Source organism: Rummeliibacillus sp. TYF005 (assembly GCF_003844195.1).
Classification (GTDB): Bacteria; Bacillota; Bacilli; order Bacillales_A; family Planococcaceae; genus Rummeliibacillus.
Genome location: NZ_ML122547.1, coordinates 1 through 22261 on the forward strand (window position 1 = coordinate 1; position 22261 = coordinate 22261).

27 protein-coding genes and 1 pseudogene are annotated in these 22261 nt (G+C 34.6%); 20 read left to right on the plus strand and 8 right to left on the minus strand.

The window, feature by feature from the left end; translation table 11 throughout:
• Positions 1-686 precede the first annotated feature (686 nt).
• The 4 genes from spxA (at position 687) to pepF (ending at position 5376) form a co-directional block, all read left to right on the plus strand.
• Entirely contained in the window at positions 687-1082 is a 396-nt protein-coding gene (spxA, locus tag CW357_RS05795; protein ID WP_119414758.1) for a transcriptional regulator SpxA, read from the plus strand.
• Positions 1083-1465: 383 nt separating this feature from the next.
• On the plus strand, positions 1466-2119 hold the full coding sequence (gene mecA / locus CW357_RS05800; RefSeq protein ID WP_119414653.1) for an adaptor protein MecA: 654 nt from the start codon (positions 1466-1468) through the stop codon (positions 2117-2119).
• A gap of 253 nt (positions 2120-2372) precedes the next feature.
• Positions 2373-3494 carry a competence protein CoiA gene (locus CW357_RS05805; protein WP_256386321.1) on the plus strand — a complete coding sequence of 374 codons (1122 nt, stop codon included), beginning with the start codon at positions 2373-2375 and terminating at the stop codon, positions 3492-3494.
• Between the two features lie 64 nt (positions 3495-3558).
• On the plus strand, positions 3559-5376 hold the full coding sequence (pepF, locus tag CW357_RS05810; protein WP_119414655.1) for an oligoendopeptidase F: 1818 nt from the start codon (positions 3559-3561) through the stop codon (positions 5374-5376).
• 563 nt (positions 5377-5939) lie between these two features.
• Here the strand turns inward: pepF and CW357_RS05815 are convergent.
• The 4 genes from CW357_RS05815 to CW357_RS05830 form a co-directional block, all read right to left on the minus strand.
• Positions 5940-6758, minus strand: coding sequence for a DsbA family protein (locus CW357_RS05815; RefSeq protein ID WP_119414656.1), 819 nt, complete (start codon positions 6756-6758; stop codon positions 5940-5942).
• Positions 6755-7153 carry a globin domain-containing protein gene (locus CW357_RS05820; protein WP_119414657.1) on the minus strand — a complete coding sequence of 133 codons (399 nt, stop codon included), beginning with the start codon at positions 7151-7153 and terminating at the stop codon, positions 6755-6757. Before CW357_RS05820 ends, CW357_RS05815 begins: the two co-directional genes overlap by 4 nt.
• A 201-nt stretch (positions 7154-7354) precedes the next feature.
• Complete coding sequence (locus CW357_RS05825; protein WP_119414658.1) at positions 7355-8218, minus strand: lytic transglycosylase domain-containing protein; 864 nt, start codon at positions 8216-8218, stop codon at positions 7355-7357.
• Positions 8219-8812 (minus strand): CYTH domain-containing protein, encoded by a 594-nt coding sequence (locus tag CW357_RS05830; protein ID WP_124217577.1) that lies wholly within the window; start codon positions 8810-8812, stop codon positions 8219-8221.
• A gap of 209 nt (positions 8813-9021) precedes the next feature.
• On the opposite strand from CW357_RS05830, the gene CW357_RS05835 reads away from it, so the two are divergent.
• The 6 genes from CW357_RS05835 to CW357_RS05860 all read left to right on the plus strand — a co-directional run bounded on the left by CW357_RS05835 (position 9022) and on the right by CW357_RS05860 (position 13892).
• Positions 9022-9411, plus strand: coding sequence for a UPF0738 family protein (locus CW357_RS05835; RefSeq protein ID WP_124217578.1), 390 nt, complete (start codon positions 9022-9024; stop codon positions 9409-9411).
• 21 nt (positions 9412-9432) lie between these two features.
• Positions 9433-10113 carry a GTP diphosphokinase gene (locus CW357_RS05840; protein ID WP_119414661.1) on the plus strand — a complete coding sequence of 227 codons (681 nt, stop codon included), beginning with the start codon at positions 9433-9435 and terminating at the stop codon, positions 10111-10113.
• Positions 10110-10916 (plus strand): NAD kinase, encoded by an 807-nt coding sequence (locus tag CW357_RS05845; protein ID WP_119414662.1) that lies wholly within the window; start codon positions 10110-10112, stop codon positions 10914-10916. Before CW357_RS05840 ends, CW357_RS05845 begins: the two co-directional genes overlap by 4 nt.
• Positions 10916-11815, plus strand: coding sequence for an RluA family pseudouridine synthase (locus tag CW357_RS05850; RefSeq protein WP_124217579.1), 900 nt, complete (start codon positions 10916-10918; stop codon positions 11813-11815). Before CW357_RS05845 ends, CW357_RS05850 begins: the two co-directional genes overlap by 1 nt.
• A gap of 256 nt (positions 11816-12071) precedes the next feature.
• Positions 12072-13445: a magnesium transporter gene (gene mgtE, locus CW357_RS05855; protein ID WP_119414663.1), complete on the plus strand. Its 1374-nt coding sequence runs from the start codon at positions 12072-12074 to the stop codon at positions 13443-13445.
• A 51-nt stretch (positions 13446-13496) separates the two neighbouring features.
• Positions 13497-13892 (plus strand): hypothetical protein, encoded by a 396-nt coding sequence (locus CW357_RS05860; protein WP_119414664.1) that lies wholly within the window; start codon positions 13497-13499, stop codon positions 13890-13892.
• 158 nt (positions 13893-14050) lie between these two features.
• Here the strand turns inward: CW357_RS05860 and CW357_RS05865 are convergent, their stop codons facing one another.
• On the minus strand, positions 14051-14575 hold the full coding sequence (locus CW357_RS05865; RefSeq protein WP_119414665.1) for a CotY/CotZ family spore coat protein: 525 nt from the start codon (positions 14573-14575) through the stop codon (positions 14051-14053).
• A 132-nt stretch (positions 14576-14707) separates the two neighbouring features.
• Here CW357_RS05865 and CW357_RS05870 point away from each other — a divergent pair, with 132 nt between their 5' ends.
• The 7 genes and pseudogenes from CW357_RS05870 to CW357_RS05900 all read left to right on the plus strand — a co-directional run bounded on the left by CW357_RS05870 (position 14708) and on the right by CW357_RS05900 (position 17783).
• Positions 14708-15115 carry a YhcN/YlaJ family sporulation lipoprotein gene (locus CW357_RS05870; RefSeq protein ID WP_124217581.1) on the plus strand — a complete coding sequence of 136 codons (408 nt, stop codon included), beginning with the start codon at positions 14708-14710 and terminating at the stop codon, positions 15113-15115.
• Positions 15115-15570: a stage V sporulation protein AC gene (gene spoVAC / locus CW357_RS05875; RefSeq protein WP_124217582.1), complete on the plus strand. Its 456-nt coding sequence runs from the start codon at positions 15115-15117 to the stop codon at positions 15568-15570. Before CW357_RS05870 ends, spoVAC begins: the two co-directional genes overlap by 1 nt.
• On the plus strand, positions 15570-16574 hold the full coding sequence (locus CW357_RS05880; RefSeq protein WP_124217583.1) for a stage V sporulation protein AD: 1005 nt from the start codon (positions 15570-15572) through the stop codon (positions 16572-16574). Before spoVAC ends, CW357_RS05880 begins: the two co-directional genes overlap by 1 nt.
• A 9-nt stretch (positions 16575-16583) precedes the next feature.
• Positions 16584-16949 carry a stage V sporulation protein AE gene (gene spoVAE, locus CW357_RS05885; protein ID WP_119414669.1) on the plus strand — a complete coding sequence of 122 codons (366 nt, stop codon included), beginning with the start codon at positions 16584-16586 and terminating at the stop codon, positions 16947-16949.
• 143 nt (positions 16950-17092) lie between these two features.
• Positions 17093-17164: pseudogene (locus tag CW357_RS18855) on the plus strand (YjcZ family sporulation protein); the annotation flags it as partial.
• Between the two features lie 11 nt (positions 17165-17175).
• Complete coding sequence (locus tag CW357_RS05895; RefSeq protein ID WP_119414671.1) at positions 17176-17421, plus strand: stage VI sporulation protein F; 246 nt, start codon at positions 17176-17178, stop codon at positions 17419-17421.
• Positions 17422-17495: 74 nt separating this feature from the next.
• Complete coding sequence (locus CW357_RS05900) at positions 17496-17783, plus strand: hypothetical protein (RefSeq protein ID WP_124217584.1); 288 nt, start codon at positions 17496-17498, stop codon at positions 17781-17783.
• A 124-nt stretch (positions 17784-17907) separates the two neighbouring features.
• Here the strand turns inward: CW357_RS05900 and CW357_RS05905 are convergent, their stop codons facing one another.
• From CW357_RS05905 to CW357_RS05915, 3 genes are all read right to left on the minus strand, one after another.
• Positions 17908-18333 carry a GNAT family N-acetyltransferase gene (locus tag CW357_RS05905; RefSeq protein WP_119414673.1) on the minus strand — a complete coding sequence of 142 codons (426 nt, stop codon included), beginning with the start codon at positions 18331-18333 and terminating at the stop codon, positions 17908-17910.
• Between the two features lie 3 nt (positions 18334-18336).
• Complete coding sequence (locus CW357_RS05910; protein ID WP_124217585.1) at positions 18337-18855, minus strand: YjcG family protein; 519 nt, start codon at positions 18853-18855, stop codon at positions 18337-18339.
• Between the two features lie 87 nt (positions 18856-18942).
• Complete coding sequence (locus CW357_RS05915; protein WP_119414674.1) at positions 18943-19665, minus strand: alpha/beta hydrolase; 723 nt, start codon at positions 19663-19665, stop codon at positions 18943-18945.
• 105 nt (positions 19666-19770) lie between these two features.
• On the opposite strand from CW357_RS05915, the gene CW357_RS05920 reads away from it, so the two are divergent.
• The 3 genes from CW357_RS05920 (at position 19771) to CW357_RS05930 (ending at position 21936) form a co-directional block, all read left to right on the plus strand.
• Positions 19771-20316 (plus strand): phosphatidylglycerophosphatase A family protein, encoded by a 546-nt coding sequence (locus CW357_RS05920; RefSeq protein ID WP_119414675.1) that lies wholly within the window; start codon positions 19771-19773, stop codon positions 20314-20316.
• A 144-nt stretch (positions 20317-20460) separates the two neighbouring features.
• Entirely contained in the window at positions 20461-21264 is an 804-nt protein-coding gene (locus CW357_RS05925; protein WP_119414761.1) for a thermonuclease family protein, read from the plus strand.
• Positions 21265-21360: 96 nt separating this feature from the next.
• A complete protein-coding gene (locus CW357_RS05930) occupies positions 21361-21936 on the plus strand; it encodes a histidine phosphatase family protein (protein WP_119414676.1) in 576 nt (191 codons plus the stop codon).
• Positions 21937-22261: the final 325 nt, after the last annotated feature.

Below are 22261 nucleotides of genomic sequence, written 5' to 3' on the forward strand. Positions count from 1 at the left end.
AAAAATCAGAAAGGACTTTTTCAGTGCCCTCGTCTTTGCAAAAGGGATTTTCTGCGACGAAGCTAGCGAAGCGATGCAGGAGCACACGGTTTTTAGTGACGAGGAGATTGAAGCCAAGCCCGCGGAAAGCGCCATCTGGAACGGAACACAGAAAATAATATTACGATGAGTTATTAAAGGTTAAAAATATTAAAAAGAAAATCCGAACAAATGTGAAGCACTAAATAGAATTTCACATTATTGTTCGGATTTTTAATTAGCTAAAGCTCTTTTGTCTCAGCCTCTTTTCATTTTTTAAATTGATTTGTCCACCTAAACATTATAAAAAATCAAAAAAATGAAACCTTTTTTCGAAATGAATCGTATGTATATTTAGAAGATTATCTATTTTCAATTTCGTGTTTCTAAATGAGAATAATTTTATTTTTTTCTCAGTGATTAAAGTTTAATGTTTTTGGCTATAGTAATATTGTAAGTGAGAATTGAGCCTGATAAATAATATAAAATGCTTATTGTTATAGAAATAAAAGACATAAATCAATTGAAATTATTTCTTTTTTGTGTATATCCAAATGAGAAAATATGTTGTATAATGATGTTAGACTTCTTTATTAGAGTAATTCTAATTTAAAAATAGATAAATGTTTATATAATTACTTACTATTTGAAAGGGTGTGTTTGATATGATGGTTACATTATTTACATCACCAAGTTGTACTTCATGTAGAAAAGCAAAAGCGTGGTTGGAAGAACATGAGATTCCTTATAAAGAACGTAACATTTTTGCTGAGCCTCTAAGTATTAGTGAAATTAAAGAAATCTTACGAATGACTGAAGATGGAACAGACGAAATTATCTCTACTCGTTCTAAAATTTTCCAAAAGCTAAAAGTGGATTTAGAATCTCTTCCATTACAAAAATTATATGAATTAATTCAAGAAAATCCAGGGCTATTGCGTCGTCCAATTATTTTAGATGAAAAACGTCTTCAAGTTGGTTATAACGAGGATGAAATTAGACGTTTCTTACCAAGGAAAGTACGTGCTTACCAATTACAAGAAGCCCAAAAAATGGTGAACTAATCGTATAGTTGGAGAATATATGTACAAGCTAAGCTAGAGCTCCCGAAAAGGCTGGGGTTTTAGCTTTTTTATTTAGTCTGATCAATTTTGAAGTTGAACATAGCTGAAAAGTATGTTTAGGATGAAGAAAATTACCTCTGTGTCAACTTATATTTTATAGCAGTATGGTAATATGAAATAAGTAACATTAATTTTTCTGAAGCTTTTATCAACATACTCTATTATATTTCATATACTATTGTTATTTCCTAAGATTTATTCTTTTCATTTTTCGTCATCTCGTCATACAATAGTAAGAGACGCTGTTTATATGGTACACCTTCAAGAATCTGGCTAACAGACAAATCTTTTTTAGAAGTAGTGACCGGAGGGAGTTGTGTAATATGGATATGGAACGCATTAATGAGAATACACTAAAACTCTTCATTTCTTATCTTGACATTGAAGAACGCGGTTTCACGAAAGATGAAATATGGTATAACCGAGAAAAAGGCGAAGAACTCTTCTGGGTAATGATGGAAGAGATTAATGACGATATAGATTTTGAAATGGACGGTCCATTATGGATTCAAGTTGTAGCAAAAGAAAACGGACTTGAATTAACAGTCACTACTGCCAAATTGAACTCGGATGGATTACTAGACCTGCCTTCAAATTTAGAAGATAAAAGAAAGTTTTTTGAAAATGCCTTTAGTGGTGTGGACATAAAACCAGATGAGTTTAATGAATTTTTTGGTGAATCAGATGAAATCTTCGATGGCTATACGTTCGAACTAAACCAATTTGATGATATTATTGATATAGCCTACAGAATGCCGAAAGAGGCCGATTTTGACAATTCTTTATATGAAATGGACGGAAAGTTTTACTTGCATGTCGAATTTGATGAAGATTGTTTAATGGGAGATTTAGAGAATTATCTAAGTGTTATTTCAGAATTTGCAGATGAAGCGGATAAGACAATCCATGTATTAGAAGAGTATGGAAAAGTAATAATGGAAGAAAATTGCTTTGAAAATGTCCGAAAATATTTTTAAATGAAAAATTGAACTCAATTGGTAAAAAGAATAACAATACTTTTTTATCGGTATGCAAATATAACCAATGAGTTTCTGCAGTATAAATACAATAGAAGCTATTAGAAAATGGATTAATTCATTTTCAAATAGCTTCTTTTTTTAATCGAAAAAGTGCATTCTTATACACTATTGATAGAATCTTCACTTTGTTTGCAAAATAGAGAGATTATTCATAAAATTTAATAGAGGGGGTGATTATATTTTAACAGCGATTAATGATCAAAAACGGATGATCACATTAACTAGAAATATAGAATATGACGAATTAATAGAATTGAGGAGGAGAGAGAAGTTTTATTGTCCGCAGTGTCAGGAGCCATTACTGATGAGAATAGGACAAGTTGTAATCCCACATTTTGCTCATCAAAAGAACAGTAAGTGTAAAGGGTTGTTTTCAGAAGGTGAAACAACTACACATTTATTAGGAAAGCAGTTATTATACGAAAAGTTTCAAAAACTGAACTTGAACGTTCAACTTGAACCTTATTTAAAAGAATTAGCACAACGCCCAGATTTGCTAATTGAATATAACGCCATGAAATATGCAGTTGAGTTTCAATGTAGTACGATTCCTATCCCCAAAATGGAATCTCGTACAGAAGGCTATTTGAAAGAAGATATAATTCCTATTTGGATTTTACAAACCCCAAAAGACAAACAACCTTATCGAAATGGTATACAACTACTTAAAATTTCCCCATTTAAACAGCGGTTTATCACATATACCCAAGACGATGCACATATGATGACTTTTAATCCCGAAGCTGAGTCTTTTGTTTATTTTTCTCATTTAGTCCCACTTGGAGGATATCGTTTTATAGGCAACGTACAGCATTTATCATTAGATGCACAACATTTCCCTTTTTTAACTGCGAAACAACTATCGGAATCTGATTTTCAAATCTATTGGCAATTATGGAAGCAAGAAAGAAAACTATTTTTGAGCCGACGGTTATTGCTGAGTAAAAAGGGTGTACAGGATCCATTTTTACGCGCATGTTATTTTCTCCGTATTCAAGCTGAAAAGTTGCCTTTGTTTATAGGAATCCCTGTTGCAAAGAATATCCATTTTTCTGTAGTGGATGCAGAATGGCAATTACTTTGGCTCATGTTTCTAGTAGAGAAGGGAGAACAGTTCACTTTTCTTTCCACGAGAACGATTTACGAATTTAGTAAAAGATATCCTACATTATTTTTGAATCATGAGGCTGAGCAATCAGTTAAAAATTACAATTTTATACTAAGAAATTTAGGCATAACATGTATGCAAAGTAAATTCAATGAAAAAATACTATTAAAGCTTCTATATGACCAATTTCTTGCAAAGCGTTAAGAAAATTGAGAAAATATGAGAGTACTCATTTTATAGGAACAAATTAAATTTGGGAGGTCATATTATGGCTGAAAATCAACAAACAAAAGTATTAACAAGAGAGGAGGTACCAACTGAACTTACTTGGAAATTAGAAGATATTTTCGAAACAGATGCTGAATGGGAAAAAGCCTATAAAGAAATTAGCGAACTAGGTAAAGAAGCTGCTACTTTTCAAGGTACGATCAAAGATGGTGCGGAAGCTTTGTTAAAAGTACTTCGTTTCCGCGACGATGTATATCTTAAATTAGGCAAGCTCTATGCATATTCTCATATGCGTAATGACCAAGATACAACTAATTCTACTTATCAAGCAATGGATAGCCGTGCCCAAACATTATATGCTCAAATCTCAACAAGTCTATCATTCTTAACACCTGAAATTTTATCATTAGACGAAGCTGTTATAGATAGTTACTTAAAAGAAAATGAAGAGCTTCAATTATATAAACAAGAAATTGAAGAAATCAATAAAGAACGACCTCACATATTACCAGCTGAACAAGAAGCATTACTGTCTCAAATGTCAGAAGTGACAAGTGCTTCATCTAACACATTTAGTATGTTAAATAATGCAGATTTAGAGTTCCCAAATATTAAAGACGAAGATGGTAACGAAGTACCATTAACACACGGAAACTATGTTCACTTCCTAGAAAGTAAAGATCGTTCTGTACGTGAAGAAGCATTCCATGCAATGTATGGTACTTATGGCAGTTTCAAAAATACATTTGCTGCTACACTATCAGGAAATGTTAAAGCACATAATGTTAGTGCTCGTATCCGTCATTATGATTCTGCTCGTCAAGCTGCGATGTCAGCAAATAGTATTCCTGAAAAAGTGTACGATCAACTAATTGAAACGATTCATCAATATTTACCTTTAATGCATCGTTATATTTCATTGCGCAAGAAAATTCTTGGTGTTGATGAATTGCATATGTGGGATGTTTATACACCACTTGTACCAGAATCTAAAATTGATATGACATATGAAGAAGCAAAAGGTCATATGTTAAAAGCTTTAAGTGTAATGGGTGATGATTATGTAGGGATTATTAAAAAGGCACTTGAAGACCGCTGGGTAGACGTATTAGAAAGTAAAGGAAAACGTAGTGGCGCTTATTCATCAGGTTCATATGGTACAAATCCATATATATTATTGAACTGGCAAAATAACTTAGATAATCTCTTCACGCTTGTTCATGAATTTGGACATAGCGTTCACAGTTACTATACTCGAAATAACCAACCGTTTGTCTACGGCGATTATTCTATTTTTGTTGCAGAAGTAGCTTCTACTTGTAACGAAGAGTTATTAAATGATTATTTGTTAAAAACAATTGATGATCCTAAAACAAGAATTTACATTTTGAATCATTGGTTGGAAGGATTCCGCGGTACAATTATTCGTCAAACAATGTTTGCTGAGTTTGAACATATCATTCATGAGATGGATCAAAAAGGGGAAGCACTTACTGCTGAAAGTATGACTAAAGTGTACTATGATTTAAATAAGCTATACTTTGGCGAAGATATGGTAGTAGACGATGAAATCGGCTTAGAATGGGCACGTATTCCTCACTTCTACTACAATTATTATGTATATCAATACGCAACAGGTAAGAGCGCAGCAATTGCTCTAAGTTCACAAATCCTTTCTGAAGGTAATACAGCTGTAGAACGTTATATTAATAAGTTCTTAAAAGCTGGTTGCTCGGATTATCCTATTAATGTGTTGAAAGCAGCTGGGGTAGATATGGAATCTGCTTCTCCAATCGTTGAAGCTTGTAAAGTATTTGAACGTAATCTAGATGAACTTGAAAAACTATTAGCTGAATAAGAAAATTTATATGAGGGGTGTTCCATAAGTCGAAAACTTGTGGGCACCCCTTCTTCTATACTAAATATTTACAATGTATAATAATGCTGCTCCGTGATGGACCAATGCATCCTCGGCACATAGGTTGTGGCTTAAATATGAGTCTCGAAATAAGTAGTTCGACCTATGACTTATATTAATTGACAATTACATGACATTTTATACATAAAAAAATTGAATTTCCATTGTAATCGCTTACTATATGACAACTTTGTGAATATAAGCTTGAAACGTTGATATAAGAGTATATTCATGCTAAAGTGTAGATGTGAAATAAATCACAAACAAACATACACCCCTTTGTTTGAACGTGAACATTTCTCCCATCCCCTTTGTGAAAAGAAGCATCTCCCGTAGAGGTGCTTCTTTTGTTTTTTATCGAAAGATGACATAGTAACTATACGTGAGAAGAAGAACTTCTAATATCGTATAGTTTATGATATATAAAACACCAAAGGGAAATTGCATAGTGCAATTTCCCTTAATTATTGGGTTGAGCTATATCAACCTTGGAATTTAATGATTTATTTTAAACGCCAGAGCGATAATTCATCACAGTTTACTCGATCAAGTTTTTGTTGGAGCATTTTTTTCTTAAGTTCGCGTTCGGCTGTATTCAGAGAGATATTATAAATAGCAGCAACTTCTTTAGTTGTTAAAGTATGATAGCGATGGAATAGATCTTCTACTGAAGGTGGCTGTTGACAAACCAACTTTTCATCAAGTAATTCTTCTAAAATTCTTTCATAAACTTCATAGGAATAAGAACCAGAAACTTTTAATCCAGCATCTTCTATATTTTCATTGAAGAATACAAAACTCGGTACTTCTTCGACTTCCATTTCACGAGTAATACATAAATCACTTTGGAAAGCACGGGATGCTTCTATTGAAAGAAAGTCAGATTGGAATTCTTCAATATCTAAGCCGGTTTCGATAGCAATTTCTTGTAATGTACTACATTGGCAGACATTCTTTGTATCAATCAAAGCGTATTCTTGAAGTTTCATCATATAGCGATATCCTGCTTTTTTTCCTTGTAGTTCAGCAGCTTTTACTGCAATTGAAGGAAGGACAGGATGAGCAACATCGACAAGATCCTCATGAGACTCACAACTATTAATACGTTGGCAAGCTGTGTTCAAAGAGTTGAGTTCAGTGCTCAAAACAATTCGAAGTGAAAAGTATTGACCGTAACTTATCTGCAATTGACGAATTAATGACTGAAGTTCCCAACTACCACGAGATAACAAATCCATGAAAACATAGAGTTCAATGGGTTTGCTTAAAGTAGTAGATGGAGATACTACAGGCTTTTCGGCTAGATAGTGAATATTGTTCACTCTAAAACCTCCTCGTCATCCGGAGAGTTAATCATATGATGCGCTGTAAGGACAAGACGTTTATAATAAATTTCACGGAATTTACCTTCTAAACCTACCTCATCCATTGCCTCGGACATACACTCTAACCATGCTTGCGCACGTTCTGGTGTAACTTTAAATGGCATATGTCGTGCTTTTAGCATTGGATGACCATGCTCTTCTGTATAAATATTCGGGCCACCTAAATATTGTGTCTGAAATTGCTTTTGTTTTCGAGCTGTTTCAGTTAAATCTTCAGGAAATATAGGCTTTAGCTTCGGATTTTTAGCGACTTTGGAATAGAAAATATCAATTAATTTATTAAGTTTTTCTTTACCAATTTCCTCATAAGGAATGATAGGTTTTTGCGTCATAGATGATTCTCCTTTGCTTTAGCTGTAATTCTATTTTAGCAACCTCTATGTATTTTCTCAAACAAATCACTCGGTCTCTATTTTAAATTTCATATTTTATGATGAAAAAAGCCAATAATTGTCGCATTTAGAGCCATTCTAAAAAATAAAAATAATGGATGGGTAGATGCGAAGTTATTGGCAATTTTAAAAATTATGTTATTAAGCTTTGTATGTACTCATAATATTATTAACGTAATTTTGAGTTTCTTTAAATGGTGGAATACCACCGTATTTTGTTACGTTACCAGGTCCGGCATTATAGGCAGCTAACATTAAATTGTAGTTTCCGTTAAATTTGTTCGATAGTTGCTTTAAATATTTGGTGCCTCCCATAATATTTTGCTCGGCATCATATACGTTGCTAACACCTAAGTATTTGGCTGTGGCAGGCATTAGTTGCATCAATCCACCAGCACCAGCTGAGCTTGTTGCATTATTATTAAATCCTGATTCTTGTTTAATAACGGATTTGATCAACTTTTCAGGTATACCATATGTTTCGGATGCTTTTTTTATAATTGCATCATAATTTGTATTAGATGATACACTTTTCGTTCCCACTTGCGGGTTTATAGTACTGCTTGTTAGGTTGTTGTAATTGTTCACATAATTACTCAATACAGATGAAGGGGTATAAACAGGCGATGTACCATTATAATAAAGCGAATTATTTGTAGTAGCAGGTGCACTACTTAAACTATTTAAGATTTGACTATAATTTGAGTATGCTGAGCTACCACTGCCAAGTAACTGGCTATAGTTACTTGAAGAACCACTGTTAAATAAGTTCCCATTTAGTCCATTACTTAAAAGTTGCATTAAATTAGTTGCATCATTACTATTTGAAAGAGCATTTGTTAAGCCAAGCATTTGCGTTGCACTTGCTGAATTAGATGATGTCAATTGCGACAACATTTGTGCAAATACGTCAGATGTTGAGGAAGTTGCATTATTTGTTGCGCTAGTGTCATAAGAATTGGTGCTCTGTAATGCTTGAAGTTGTGCTAATGATTGAATATCCATCTATAAACCTCGTTTCTTCTTCACGACGCTCATAAAACGAGCAATTTTTTTGTCAGCTGGTCTACGTGGTATCGAATGGAGTGCTAGGAAACGGTCAAAAATCACTTTCCCAGTTTCCTCATTTAAAACCTCATATTCTAACTCGTAATCATCCGTTCCAGCATATTGGGAATGGTCGAATACTAATAGACCGCCTTCATATTTTATTTCGGCACGTTTTGTTTGGAGTGTACCCAAAATTTTTAAATCGTGTGGATCTATTGCCAATGCTTGTAGTCTACCCTCTACTTCATGAGCATGAAGGACAGAATTACCAGACAAAATAGATTGAACTTCTTTTTTTGAAAGTAAATCGGTTGTTTCTGTTAAGCCAATCCCAATTGCGGGTTCTTTTAATGTACACTCGAAACGATCTTGAACTTCACGGATTCGTAGACCGGATTTTAAATTTTTTAGCGCAAAATCTTTGGTATCAAAATAATGATTTGTTTGAGAATGGAAATTTTCATCGGTTAGATTAAATGTAGTGCAAAGACGTGAAAATTCCTCTTTTGTTAACATGTTTTTAAATTCAATTTCTAATTGTTGGGTCATTTTAGGACACCCTTTCTATTTATGAATTATAAAGGAATTTTATAACAAATTGCAATGTACAGCCAGCCCGTATTATTGGACAGTAAATCGCTGTTATATGTAGTTTCATTTTAAATTGAAAATACATGACAAATATCCTGAAAAAATGATTAGATTTGAATAAGCCTATGATAAAATAGATAGCAGATTCACAGAAAGGAAGATTGACTTTGCGTAAAACTTATATAGTCGAAAAAGGAACACTTCAAGATTCACATATCTATTTTGAGTTACAAAATCCAAAAGACCAAGTGAAAAATTGGCAAGCCTCAGGTCGTATAATTGCTGATTCAGATGAATTGGCATTTATTTATTTAATGGATGAGGAAACTGAGTATAGTTATGTGAAATTTCCACAATCAGTTTGGCCATTATTAGTAGAAACGTTACAATCAAAAGCAATTCCTATGTTAAAATGTGGAACTGAGGCGATTGAATTGGTCAACTTTCAGGATGAATTACAATCACTTATATATAATATTGAAGGTAACTATAATTATGGAGAGGTTTTTACAAGTACAGTCGAAGAAACCTTTGCAGAACTATTAAGTGAAGCCTAAATTTTGTTAGGGGGACTTATCATGGGACAATGGGATCGCTTTTTACAGCCCTATAAGCAAGCAGTGGACGAACTAAAAATAAAATTAAAAGGGATACGTGCGCAATTCGAAAAATCGAACACGACATCACCTATAGAATTTGTCACTGGACGAGTAAAACCACTTGCGAGTATTTATGATAAGACATTAGAAAAAGGATTAGTATTTGAGCCATCGGATACACTTGCTCATGAATTACAAGATATTGCAGGGGTTCGTATTATGTGCCAGTTTGTAGATGACATACCAACTGTTATTGAATTACTAAGACAACGAAATGATTTACATATCATTGAGGAAAAAGACTATATCACAAATGTTAAAAAGAGTGGATATCGGTCTTATCATATGATTATTGAATACCCTGTTGGGACAATTCAAGGAGAAAAAGTGATTTTAGCAGAAATTCAAATTCGCACCCTTGCGATGAATTTCTGGGCATCGATTGAACATTCATTGAATTATAAATATAAAGGTGTATTTCCTAAAGAAATAAAAAATCGTCTGCAAAGTGCTGCAGAGGCAGCATTTAAACTCGACGAAGAGATGTCTGAAATACGAGAAGAAATCAGGGAAGCACAACAATATTTCACAGAATATAAAGAAGCTTCAAAACCTAAAGTACGCCAAAATCATCCGAAAGGGGACAGAGAGTACCAATGAGATTCGCTATTCAATCCCGTAATGACCCATTGTCTAACGAACTAATGGAATGTGCTACGAACTATTTAACTGATTTTGGCTTAGAAGTTGATGAAGAAAAACCGGACATCGTACTATCTATTGGGGGGGATGGAACATTATTACACGCGTTCCATCGCTATACTCATATGCTATCTGAAGTTGCATTTGTCGGAATTCATACAGGTCATCTTGGCTTCTATGCCGATTGGAAACCAAGTGAAATTGAAAAACTTGTCATTTCAATTGCAAAAGGTGAGTTTAAAGTTATTGAATATCCATTATTAGAAGTGAAGATTAACTATCAAAATAGCGATGATTGTTATACCTATCTGGCTTTAAATGAATCCACTGTTAAATCACCTGAAGTTACACTTGTAATGGATGTTGAACTAAATGGTCGCCCATTTGAAAGATTTCGTGGAGATGGCCTTTGTATATCAACACCTTCGGGCAGTACAGCTTATAACAAAGCACTAGGCGGAGCCATCTTACATCCATCATTGCAAGCATTACAACTTACGGAAATGGCTTCGATTAATAACCGTGTTTTCAGAACGGTAGGTTCCTCACTTGTTTTGCCTGCACATCATAAATGTATCCTCAAACCGGTAAAAGCAGAAGACTTTATGGTAACTGTGGATCATGTGCAATTGTTGCATAAAAATGTAAAGTCAATTCAATATCGCGTTGCCAAAGAAAAGATACGTTTTGCTCGCTTTAAAGCTTTCCCGTTCTGGCAACGTGTTCATGATTCCTTTATCGATAGTGATTTGAAAGATTGATGCAAGATTTACGATATCGTTTAACCTTTACTGCACAAAAAGAGCAACAATTATTAAGGGAAGCATTAGCAGATATAGGCGTTTCAAAAAGAGCGTTAACAGCGATTAAATTTCAAGGTGGAGCATTACTTGTGAATGGAAAAGAGCAGAATGTACGTTTTCTTTTGAATATAGGAGATGAAGTTACAGTTATTTTTCCTATAGAGGAAGTCAGTGATGGACTGCTTCCTGAAAGTGGAGAATTAGCTATAAAATACGAGGATGATGTATTACTCATTTTGGAAAAGCCACCCTATCAAAGTACAATTCCTTCACATGATCATCCAACAGGTAGCATCGCTAACTTTGTAGCAGCACATTTAAAAGAGCAACAAATTCGTTCTACTGTGCATGTAGTTACTAGATTAGATAGAGATACATCAGGGCTAATGTGTATAGCAAAACATCGTCATATCCATCATTTAATGAGTGAAGCGCAAAAGAAACGTGAGATTCATCGAACATATGAAGCGCTCGTACACGGGGAAATATCTGAAGACTTTCTTCAAATAATTGCTCCCATTGGGAGAAAAGACGGAAGCATTATTGAAAGAGAAGTAAGAGAAGACGGTAAGTTTGCACATACAGATGTACAAGTACTCAATCGATATCGTATTCATGGTGAAGATATAAGTCATGTAAGATTGAACTTGCACACAGGACGTACGCACCAAATTAGAGTACACATGGCTTCTATTGGTCATCCGTTATTGGGAGACGATTTATATGGTGGTAAAAGAGAGTTAGTAGCAAGACAAGCATTGCATTGTGTAGAACTCGAACTGCTACATCCACTAAATGGTCAGACTTTAAAATGGACAAGCGAATTTCCTGAAGATATAAGGCGAATATACGAATGATTATAGGTTAACCTGATTTGGGTGTTGTCTTTAAGTAGACAACGCCTTTTCTATTTTTATTATTTAATATAAAGTTTTTACTTTTAAATGTATTTCCTAGGGAATGAAGAAAATGTTATTTGAGTATAAGTAACATCTAATGTTACTATTTAAGTTGTAACAATATATTTAAAAAAATAATTGTCCTTATGTAATGTTCGAATTATTATTATAAGGTGTCCTAAAAAATATAAACGTCGAGAGGAGGGGACAATGCATGATAGACGAAGCAAAAAAAGATGAAGTACAATTTGATGAAGAGCAATTACGTGGGTTATTACAAACTGATTCGCCAACAACTTTTAGAGATCAATATTTGTCACTTCATCCGTATGATCAGGCACAGTTTTATGAGAAGGTGGAACCTGATATACGACAGATTATTTATCAGTATTTGTCCCCAAAAGAGATGGCTGAGATTTTCGAAGCTCTTGATCTTGATGATAACGAATATAAAGGTTTCTTGGAAGAAATGTCACCGGATTATGCTGCAGTAATGATAGCAGAAATGTATACAGATGATGCGGTCGATGTATTAAATGAATTAGATAAGGATCAAATCAGTCATTTCCTTCAAATAATGGATAACGAATCTGCACAAGATATAAAAGACTTGTTACATTATGAAGAATATACAGCTGGTTCGATTATGACAACTGAATATGTTGCAATTCCTGAAAACTCTACCGTAAGATCTGCGATGACTATTCTACGTAATGCAGCACCTGAAGCGGAAACGATTTACTATATTTTTGTGGTCGATGATACGAATCATCTGACAGGTGTAATCTCATTACGTGACCTAATTATTGCAGAAGAAGACACACTGATTCATGAAATTATGAACGAACGCGTCGTTAGTGTAAATGTGACCGATGACCAGGAAGATGTTGCACAAATTATGAAAGACTACAATTTCTTGGCTGTTCCAGTTATCAATTCTAAAAATGAAATGTTAGGGATTATTACTGTCGATGATATTATTGATGTTATTGATGAAGAAGCATCGGAAGACTATTCTAAACTGGCTGGGGTATCTGATATGGATAATTTTGATACCAATCCATTTGCAGCAGCAAAAAAACGATTGCCTTGGCTTGTTGTTCTATTGTTTTTAGGAATGCTAACAGCTAATTTAATAGATTTATTCACAGGGACGCTTGAAAAGGTAGCATTGCTTGCAGCATTTATCCCATTAATCGGTGGTACGTCAGGAAATAGCGGAACACAGGCATTAGCCGTTGCGGTTCGAGGTATTGCAACAGGGGATGTGGAAGAACAGAGTAAGCTTAAGTTAATATTCCGTGAATTAGTTACGGGAATGATTATGGGTCTTGTGTGTGGTGTCGTCGCTTTTTGTATTGTATATTTTTGGCAGCATACTTTATTATTAGGCATACTAGTTGGTGTAGCAATCTGTTGTTCTATTGTCGTCGCAACTTTGGCAGGCTCATTTATTCCATTATTGATGCATCGTTTGAATATAGACCCAGCAGTTGCGTCGGGACCATTTATCACAACTTTGAATGACATAACAAGTATCGTCATTTATCTTGGAATTGCTACAATGTTTATAAACCATCTAATGTGAAACATTTTGAAAATCGGGCATAGTATAAAAATAAAAAAAGGAAGTGTAATTGTGGTAAATCGCCCACTCCTTTTCGTGAAGAGCCCACCTGCAGTTTTCAAAGAAATTGACGTATTATCTCATGCTCAATTTGAAGTAGATATGGAAGAAGTTAAATTTGAGGAAGAACATCTAGAGACGGAAGAAACAAATGCTATTTTAGATACTGGTGAATGGCGAAAACGAAAAGAGAAGCTTTTGTTTTTATCTAGGCCCTTTCAACAAAAGGTCTACCAACCTCTTGTATTCATCGTAAATGATGGCAGAGAAATTCCAGGAGAAGTTTACGAACTCAATGTTGAAAAGCAGCAAGTACTAATTAGAACAACTGATGATGATGTTCAAGCCATTCCAGTTGCAGATTTAAAGGATTTACTATGGCGTGGAAAATCATTTTTAGATAGTTAGCAAAAGTGTAGTATGTATACAATTAAATAATAATTGCATATTAAAACGAGTATCAGAATTTATTCTTCTGAACTCGTTTTTTTTTACCTAATAATAAGAAGGAGTGATTGATAGTTCCAACCACTCCTGTATTCCGACGCTGTCTCACCTTGTAAATCTTAGCAAATATCCAAATCTACATCACGGATACATTGTACGCCACAGAAGCAAGTTAAATCTACAGTAATACAACTATTTGTACGGTTAAAGTTTCTTACTTTACATAGTTTGTGTAAATCAACTTTTGTTCCGTCATCATTAAGAATATCCACTTCACCACCATTTCTGTCAAGTGGCTCTAATACTCTTAAAGTTGCACAGCAATTATCGAATACATCTTCAACTCGGAAGAATACAGAGAAGCATCTGCAATCTGTACTTGTATTTCCAATAATATCTCTGAAGAAAGCTTTGAATGGCGTACCGTCCTTTCCTAATAACATGAATACTCGAGTATCTGCATTTGTTCTAGCAGGGTTTACTAAACCTCCTAGTGGCTCTAAAAAGCAATTAGTGGGGCAATCACAATCATCATTTGCACCTTGTGTTTGAATATCTAAAATAGCACGCACTACATCACATACGCAGTTTTTGGAATGTACTGGACCACTAAAACTTGAACTTTCTTTTCCACAACAACCCATCAACTTTCACCTCCTCTTTTCAGCTCTCTATACCATATGAGTTTGACAATAATAGGCTCGGGCTGTTGTCACGTTTGAATATTTTTATCTAAAAATCGACATACTAAAACTAAAAGGGTGAGATGAAAAAATATGAAAAAATGGTTTGGACTATTAGTAATACTCATTTTGGTTGGTTGTAACAATGGAAAAAATGATTTCATGGCAACCAATAACAAAGAAGAGTATCAGCAACAACAACAGAAGATCGAGCAAATACTAAAGGAGGATAAACACGTAAAAAGGGTTACAGCAGTTTTCACAAAGGATTCGGCCATAGTTGGTATAGAGGTAAAACCATTTTCAAAATGGAACAAACAGAAATATGAAAAAAAGTGGAAAAAGGAAGTTAAAAAGGCTTTACCCGATAGAAATGTAGTCGTAAGTACAGACTTGAAACTTATTATGGAAACCGATAAATTGGCAAAAAAACAATTGAGTGAAAAAAAGCTAGATAAGAAAATAAAAGATCTTAAAAAGCTTGAGAAGGAGGAAACGTAATGGATCAAAAACAATACGATAATTTACAACAATCGATTTCACCGAAACCTTCAATTTTAAAAAATTGTTTAAAAGCTTTTCTTGTTGGTGGCATTTTTTGCACGGTTGGTCAGCTTATAACTTATATTTATATAAGCTATTTTAATTTTACAGAGAAAACTGCAGGGAATCCGACAGTAGCTACGATGATTTTCATCGCTATGCTTTTAACAGGATTTGGTCTGTATAAAAAGATTGGACAATTTGCTGGTGCAGGTTCAGCTGTACCTGTTACAGGGTTTGGTAATGCGGTTATTTCTGCGGCAATAGAGCACAAAACAGAAGGATTTGTCTTAGGCGTAGGCGGGAATATCTTCAAATTAGCAGGTTCAGTTATTGTATTTGGAGTTGTCTCTGCTTTTTTAGTGGCTCTTGTAAAGCTAATCTTAGTAACAATGGGGGTTGCTAACTGGTGATGGATCAAGGTGTAATATATTTCCCTTCAAAACCTGCGATTATTGGATCAGGTGTTGTAGCTGGACCAGTCGAAAAGAATAGCGTATTCGCGCAAGATTTCGACAGACTTTATGACAATGAAAGAGCCGATGAGGATTCTAATGAAAAAGGGCATCAAACAATGGTAGAAGAAGCCTGTCAAATTGCGCTAAAAAAAGCAAATGTTAAACAAAATGATGTGGATTTCTTAATGAGTGGAGATTTAGTAAATCAGATGACTCCATCAAATTTTGCTGCAGCAACTTTACAAGTGCCTTATATTGGACTTTTCTCTGCCTGTGCAACTGCAGTTTCGAGTGTTATTATCGCTTCTCTTTTAACAGAATTAGGCGGAAGTCGCTATGCACTTGCTGGGGCAGGTAGCCAGCATAATTCTGTTGAACGACAATTTCGTTACCCAGTCGAATATGGTGGGCAAAAACCAGGTACAGCTCAATGGACTGTTACAGCTGCCGGATATGTTTTAATCGCAAAAGGGCAGATGAATAGTCCAGCTGTGGAGGCTGCAACCATAGGAAAAGTTATCGATTTGCAGCAAACGGATCCCTTTCATATGGGAGCAGCTATGGCACCGGCGGCATGTGATACAATAACTCGACATTTAAAGGGTAGAGGTCAAAAACTTGCGGATTATGATTTAGTTATGACGGGAGATCTTGGAAAAGTAGGGCTTCCTATTTTGAAAGAAATGCTTACAAAGCAGGGAATGGCTAAACAAGATGTCCAAAAAATTAGAGATGCAGGAGCAGAATATTATGGAGATGACGAGGCTTTTTTAGCTGGTGCTAGCGGTGCCGGTTGTTCTGCATCAGTGTTTTATAGTTATATTTTAAAACAATTAAACGAAAAGAAAATCGAGCGCGTACTTGCTGTAGCAACAGGTGCTCTACTTTCTCCATTGACCGTACAGCAAAATGAGAGCATTCCTTGTACGGCTCATGCAATTGAAATTTCAATGAAATGAGGAATATAAATGTTCGTTTCAATAGTAATTGCTTTTATCGTAGGCGGTTTAATCTGTGTAATAGGACAATTGCTAATGGATGTTGGCAAACTGACTCCTGCACATACTTTAAGCATTTTAGTCGTTACAGGTGCAATATTAGATGGCTTTAATCTTTATGAACCGTTAATTGATTTTGCTGGTGCAGGAGCTACAATCCCTATTACGTCATTTGGAAATTCGTTAACGCACGGAGCTATTGCAGAAGCTGAAAAACATGGCTGGATTGGTGTGTTAACAGGTATGTTTGAAGTAACAAGCTCTGGTATTAGTGCAGCTATTTTATTTGGAATGATTGGAGCCTTAATTTTCCGTTCAAAAGGTCAGCAACCCTAGTTAAAAGCCCGATTCTTCTTTTTAACTCCGCATAAGATAGGGGAGAAAAGAGAGGAGGGATTGCAATGTCAGGATGGGGAGGATATGGATACGGTTGTGGCAACAGCGGTGGCTACGGCGGTGGCTATAGCGGTGGCTATGGCGGTTCAACTTTCATTTTGATCGTTGTATTGTTCATTTTGTTAATTATCGTTGGCACTAGCTTTATCTACTAGGAGGCGTTGAGATGAATCCATCTTTCTTTCGAAGAATCGAAGAGAAAACGGGAGTTCCAATGGAAGAAGTCTTCGCACTAGCTAATGCTATTCAAAACGCGAATTTTCAAGATGAGCGACAAGTTCGTAAAATTGTTCGAAAAGTTGCTAAGCTTGCAAATAAACCTGTAACAAAAGAGCTTGAAGAACAAATTGTTGCGTCTATTCTTAAAAATGGCAAATCCTTAGACCTAAGTAAAATTCAAAATATGATGTAATTTAATCATGCCCCTGTAATATACGTTCCTACTCTCACATATAGGTAAATATATATTACAGGGAGTGATTTCAAATGGGATATCTTTTACCAATTCCTAATTTCCAAGCAAACCAAGATTTGATACGTTCATGGCAAAAGAAAGAGCGTTTCTCTTATATTCATCCGGTTCAAAATGTAAACCTACAATATCAACTTAATCCACAAATGAATCGGCAACATAGCTATACGAACATGGAATATTGGAGAAAAATACCCCGTTTAAAGAAAAAAATGATAAATATACCCCCTCATAATTCTTCAGATGATTTGGTATTTTGGCATACTGTAGGTGGAGGATTATATTTTGATTTTTATGTATAGACATCTATTAAACAACACAATCATTCGAACAACGGTACAAACTAGCTAGTTACACTTTCTTCCAAATAAAAAGCTACGATGTGTTATGATTTTTTTCATAGTACATCGTAGCTTTTTTTATACATTATAGAACTTTTTCCATTGCACGGTAAGGCACTCCCGCATCTAAAAATTCTGGAGAAGTAATGCAATAATTTTGTTTTTCATAAAATGGAATTGCATGAGTTTGTGCATTAAGTTTAACCTTTTTGATATTCGATCCTTGAATATACTGTTCAAGACTTTGCATCATTAATACCCCAATTTGCTTTCTACGAAAAGGTGGTATAACACAAACACGGTCAACGATAGCTGTCAGATCTTTAAAGCGTACTCGCCCCGCAGCAATTGGACGATGATCAAAATAAGCAACAAAATGTGTAGCGATATCATCATATTCATCTTTTTCTAAAGGTCGAGGAATACCTTGCTCTTTCACGAAAACCTCTTCACGAACAAAAAAGGCATCCTGAAGTTCTTTTTCCGTTTCAACAATTTTTGCGAATACCAAAGACTATGCTTCTCCTGTTAGACGATATGTTTCGTAAACAGTCCAAGAACCGTCCTCTAGTTGATAGAGTAAATGAATACGATTGATGACTTCGCTAAAATCTACTTTTGTCATACGTAATTGTCCGTAAATATCGTCATGTTCTCCGGAACTCATATCTTGAGCAATGGTGATATGAGGAACGAATTTATACTCTGCTTTTCCGCCAAACCTCTCTGTATGTAATGCATTGTGCAAATTCAGAAGCTCTTCGGTTGGCTCGACTTTTAAATAGATTGCGTTATTTACAGGTGCAAATGAACTAACTTTTGTAACATGAATCTTAAGGGGACTAAATTGATGACAAATCTCTTTAACATATTCTGATATGCTTTCAATCTGTGAGTCCTCTACTTCTGTTACACCAGCTTTTAATGTAATATGAGGTGTGATTTTAGCATAATGAGAGTCATATCTTTTTCGGTAAGAATTTGCAAAGTCTTGTAGTTGCTTAGAAGGAAAAGCTACAATACCATATTTCATCATGAACGACCTCCTTGGAGTTCAACAATAATTGTATTTAATTTTCAGTATAGCAGAAAAACTTACTCTAGGAATAACATAACCTTTTTAAAGACCGAATTTTTGCAAAATAGCTCTTCGCAAATCTGACTGCCAATATTTCCATGAATGCTGCCCCTCAATTTCTTCGTAAAAGGTTGAAATGTTTTTTTTAAGAAATAATTGATGAAGTTCCCGATTTGGTGTAAGGAAGTCTTTGATTGACTTATTCATTGTTACTACTTTATGTTCACCAAGTCCTATGACATGATATATGGATAACGCATTCGGATCTTTTATCTCGTGAACTTTTTTCAGCACTTCATCGTCAACATATGGTGATTGCAAAATGACTTTACCAAAAATGTTAGGGTAAGCGATTGCGGCTAACAAAGAAACGGTTGCTGCCTGAGAATCTCCAATAAGCGCACGACTCATGCCAATTTGATATGTTGAATAATTTTTGTCAATATACGGAACAAGTTCATGTGCTAAAAAACGCAAATAAGCGTCATGTAAATCTCCAGTAGGTAAGTATTTTCTTCTGCGATCTTCTACGTTTTTATATGGAACGCCAACTATGATTAAATTTTCTATTTCTTCATTTTCTAAATACTCATCAGCTACACGGCTAATTCGACCTAATTGGAAGTAATCTTTTCCGTCTGAAGCGATTAAAACCGAATATTTATAAAAAGGAGAATAATTAGCTGGAAGATATATTAGTAGTTCCAACGATTCTTTTAGGGCTTCGCTGTAAAATTCTAAATCTGTGATGGTACCTTGTCCCACATTGAACACTCCTTTAATGTGTATGTAGGGAAATTGTAACATATGAATTAGCAAAGGTATAATGGAAGATAGACTGAATTATATAGTGGAAATGAGGTTTATCGAATGTACAACGAAAAATTGAAAGTTTCTTCAGATACGGTAGCCAAAGCGGCAAGAGAAGCATTAGAACGCAGAGGCGTAACGATAAATGATATTGCAGAAATTGTTTATGAAATGCAATATCCATATAACAATGGCTTAACACTTAGCCATTGCATTGGGTCAGTTGAGCGGGTTTTAAATAAGAGAGAAGTTCAACACGCACTCCTCGTAGGAATCGAATTAGATGAATTAGCAGAGAAAGGCATGCTATCTCAACCATTGCAACAGTTAATCGAATCTGATGAAAGCCTATTTGGTGTTGATGAAACATTAGCAATTGGCTCTGTATTGACGTATGGTAGTATTGCTGTCACAACCTATGGGCATTTAGATAAAAAGAAAATGGGGATTATTCAACAGCTTGATACAAAGGGAGAAAACGGTGTGCATACATTCTTAGATGATTTAGTCGGAAGTATTGCAGCATCAGCTTCCTCTCGATTAGCCCATCGTATTCGTGATTTAGAAGAAGCAGGTGAATCAATAATCGAGAAAGATAAGATTTAATATTAAAATGATTATTTAATAGATTAAAAGTCAAATTGTTAAGCTAGATCCGAAGCGCTAGGAAATACTTTAGCGTTTCGGATTTCTCTTATTGAACTGGACAAGTACTCCGCTGGTTCAACATGAAAAAATATAAGAATGATGGTGAAAAAATTGAAAATATGGATGATCGTAATATGTAGCCTTGTAATTGTGTTTTTAGCAGGTTGCAAAATTAGTAATACATCCAACTCTAAAAATGATTCAAATCAAGAAAAAGTGGAAGTTGTAAGTGTTATGGATGGCGATACGATGAAAGTAAAATATAAAGGTGAGACGAAAAAAGTACGTTTTTTATTAGTAGATGCGCCTGAAATGTATCATAAGACACTAGGGGAGCAGCCATTTGGACGTGAAGCACAAGCTAGAAACCGTGAGATTTTAAATAATGCCAAGAATGTGACATTAGAGTTTGATGTAGGTGGTAAAGAAGATAAGTATGGACGACTACTCGCCTATGTCTATGCAGATGGTAAGAGTGTTCAAGAACAATTAATCCGGGAAGGTCTTGTTCGGGTTGGTTACATATATGAACCTAACACAAGGTATGTAAAAAAGTATAAGGAAATTCAAGAAGAAGCAAAAAGAGAGAAAAAAGGTATATGGAAATATGACGGATATGTGACAGATCGAGGCTTTGTAAAATCAGTAGTAAAAAATTGGAGCCCAGGAACTGATTCGTCAAAAGGAATATCAACAAATCATCCTTCTACAGATAACCACTCTCAAGAAAATCAATCTAACGTGAAATCAGGAGCAACATGTAACATTAAAGGAAATATTAATAGTAAGGGTAAAAAGCTCTATCATCTCCCAGGTATGAACAATTATGATGCTGTAAAGGCTGAAAAAATGTTTTGTTCTGAAAAAGAAGCACAAGAAGCTGGTTTTACAAAAGCTGCAGGGTAAAAGGAAAAGTAATGAAATAAAAAATTTCAAAAAAATGTATAGTTTGCATTGAGATTTATATGTTACGATGTTACTCAAAGTAAAAGAGGTGTGCATATGACTAAAATTTATATAGTAAGACATGGGGAAACAGATTGGAATTGTGAAGGAAGGCTCCAAGGTGGAACAAATACATCTTTAAATCAAAGAGGAAAACAACAAGCAATGGCATGTAGAAGCTATTTTGAAAATAAAGCTTGTAATGCCATGTATACGAGTTCTCTTGATCGGGCGAGTCAAACGGCAGCAATCATAAATGAAACATTACAACTACCTTTTTATACTTTAAAAGAATTCGCTGAACGTACTTTTGGAGTAGCGGAAGGGATGACTTACGAGGAAAGGATTAAAAACTATCCCGATAAAATATATCCAAATCAAGAATCAATTGAAGATTTAAAACAAAGAATCTCAAAAGGACTACAAACCATTCAACATCAATATCCTGAAGGGAAAGTGATATTAGTTACACATGGTGCAGTCATACACACACTTTTCACGATGGTAAAAAATTCTTCTATCTACCCTCAAAGTGATCTTCTTTCAAATGGTGGGGTGAGCCTGATTTATAATAAAGACGGAAATTGGTGGTTGGACAACTATAATGAAATACAACATTTAAAGGATATTTAGTTTATCCTATGAGAGTTAAAGGAGATGTCGAAAATTGACATCTCTTTTTTTGTGAATTTGTAAATAAGTATTTTTATAATTGTAAAAATTATGAATATCTAAAACTGAAATAACTATTGACATGGACTTTAGATGTTGGAAGTTCATTAAACCTATTGATATCAATGTTTTAACGGTAAAGGACTTTTATTTAAATGAAATGGAAGATCCGTTTTTTTATTAAAAAATAAATTCTTTTGCGAATTTGTGAACGCTTATATTACAGAATTGTAAATCTTGCGTTAATTAGTGTAAATTTTCGAGTATTTTTATGAATTTGTTGTTA

Coding starts and splice junctions, on each gene's coding strand:
- spxA (WP_119414758.1), top strand. CDS start 687: ATGGTTACATTATTTACATCACCAAGTTGTACTTCATGTAGAAAAGCA.
- mecA (WP_119414653.1), top strand. CDS start 1,466: ATGGATATGGAACGCATTAATGAGAATACACTAAAACTCTTCATTTCT.
- pepF (WP_119414655.1), top strand. CDS start 3,559: ATGGCTGAAAATCAACAAACAAAAGTATTAACAAGAGAGGAGGTACCA.
- CW357_RS05820 (WP_119414657.1), bottom strand. CDS start 7,153: ATGACGCAAAAACCTATCATTCCTTATGAGGAAATTGGTAAAGAAAAA.
- CW357_RS05825 (WP_119414658.1), bottom strand. CDS start 8,218: ATGGATATTCAATCATTAGCACAACTTCAAGCATTACAGAGCACCAAT.
- CW357_RS05830 (WP_124217577.1), bottom strand. CDS start 8,812: ATGACCCAACAATTAGAAATTGAATTTAAAAACATGTTAACAAAAGAG.
- CW357_RS05840 (WP_119414661.1), top strand. CDS start 9,433: ATGGGACAATGGGATCGCTTTTTACAGCCCTATAAGCAAGCAGTGGAC.
- CW357_RS05845 (WP_119414662.1), top strand. CDS start 10,110: ATGAGATTCGCTATTCAATCCCGTAATGACCCATTGTCTAACGAACTA.
- CW357_RS05850 (WP_124217579.1), top strand. CDS start 10,916: ATGCAAGATTTACGATATCGTTTAACCTTTACTGCACAAAAAGAGCAA.
- mgtE (WP_119414663.1), top strand. CDS start 12,072: ATGATAGACGAAGCAAAAAAAGATGAAGTACAATTTGATGAAGAGCAA.
- CW357_RS05865 (WP_119414665.1), bottom strand. CDS start 14,575: ATGGGTTGTTGTGGAAAAGAAAGTTCAAGTTTTAGTGGTCCAGTACAT.
- CW357_RS05870 (WP_124217581.1), top strand. CDS start 14,708: ATGAAAAAATGGTTTGGACTATTAGTAATACTCATTTTGGTTGGTTGT.
- spoVAC (WP_124217582.1), top strand. CDS start 15,115: ATGGATCAAAAACAATACGATAATTTACAACAATCGATTTCACCGAAA.
- CW357_RS05880 (WP_124217583.1), top strand. CDS start 15,570: ATGGATCAAGGTGTAATATATTTCCCTTCAAAACCTGCGATTATTGGA.
- spoVAE (WP_119414669.1), top strand. CDS start 16,584: ATGTTCGTTTCAATAGTAATTGCTTTTATCGTAGGCGGTTTAATCTGT.
- CW357_RS05895 (WP_119414671.1), top strand. CDS start 17,176: ATGAATCCATCTTTCTTTCGAAGAATCGAAGAGAAAACGGGAGTTCCA.
- CW357_RS05900 (WP_124217584.1), top strand. CDS start 17,496: ATGGGATATCTTTTACCAATTCCTAATTTCCAAGCAAACCAAGATTTG.
- CW357_RS05910 (WP_124217585.1), bottom strand. CDS start 18,855: ATGAAATATGGTATTGTAGCTTTTCCTTCTAAGCAACTACAAGACTTT.
- CW357_RS05920 (WP_119414675.1), top strand. CDS start 19,771: ATGTACAACGAAAAATTGAAAGTTTCTTCAGATACGGTAGCCAAAGCG.
- CW357_RS05930 (WP_119414676.1), top strand. CDS start 21,361: ATGACTAAAATTTATATAGTAAGACATGGGGAAACAGATTGGAATTGT.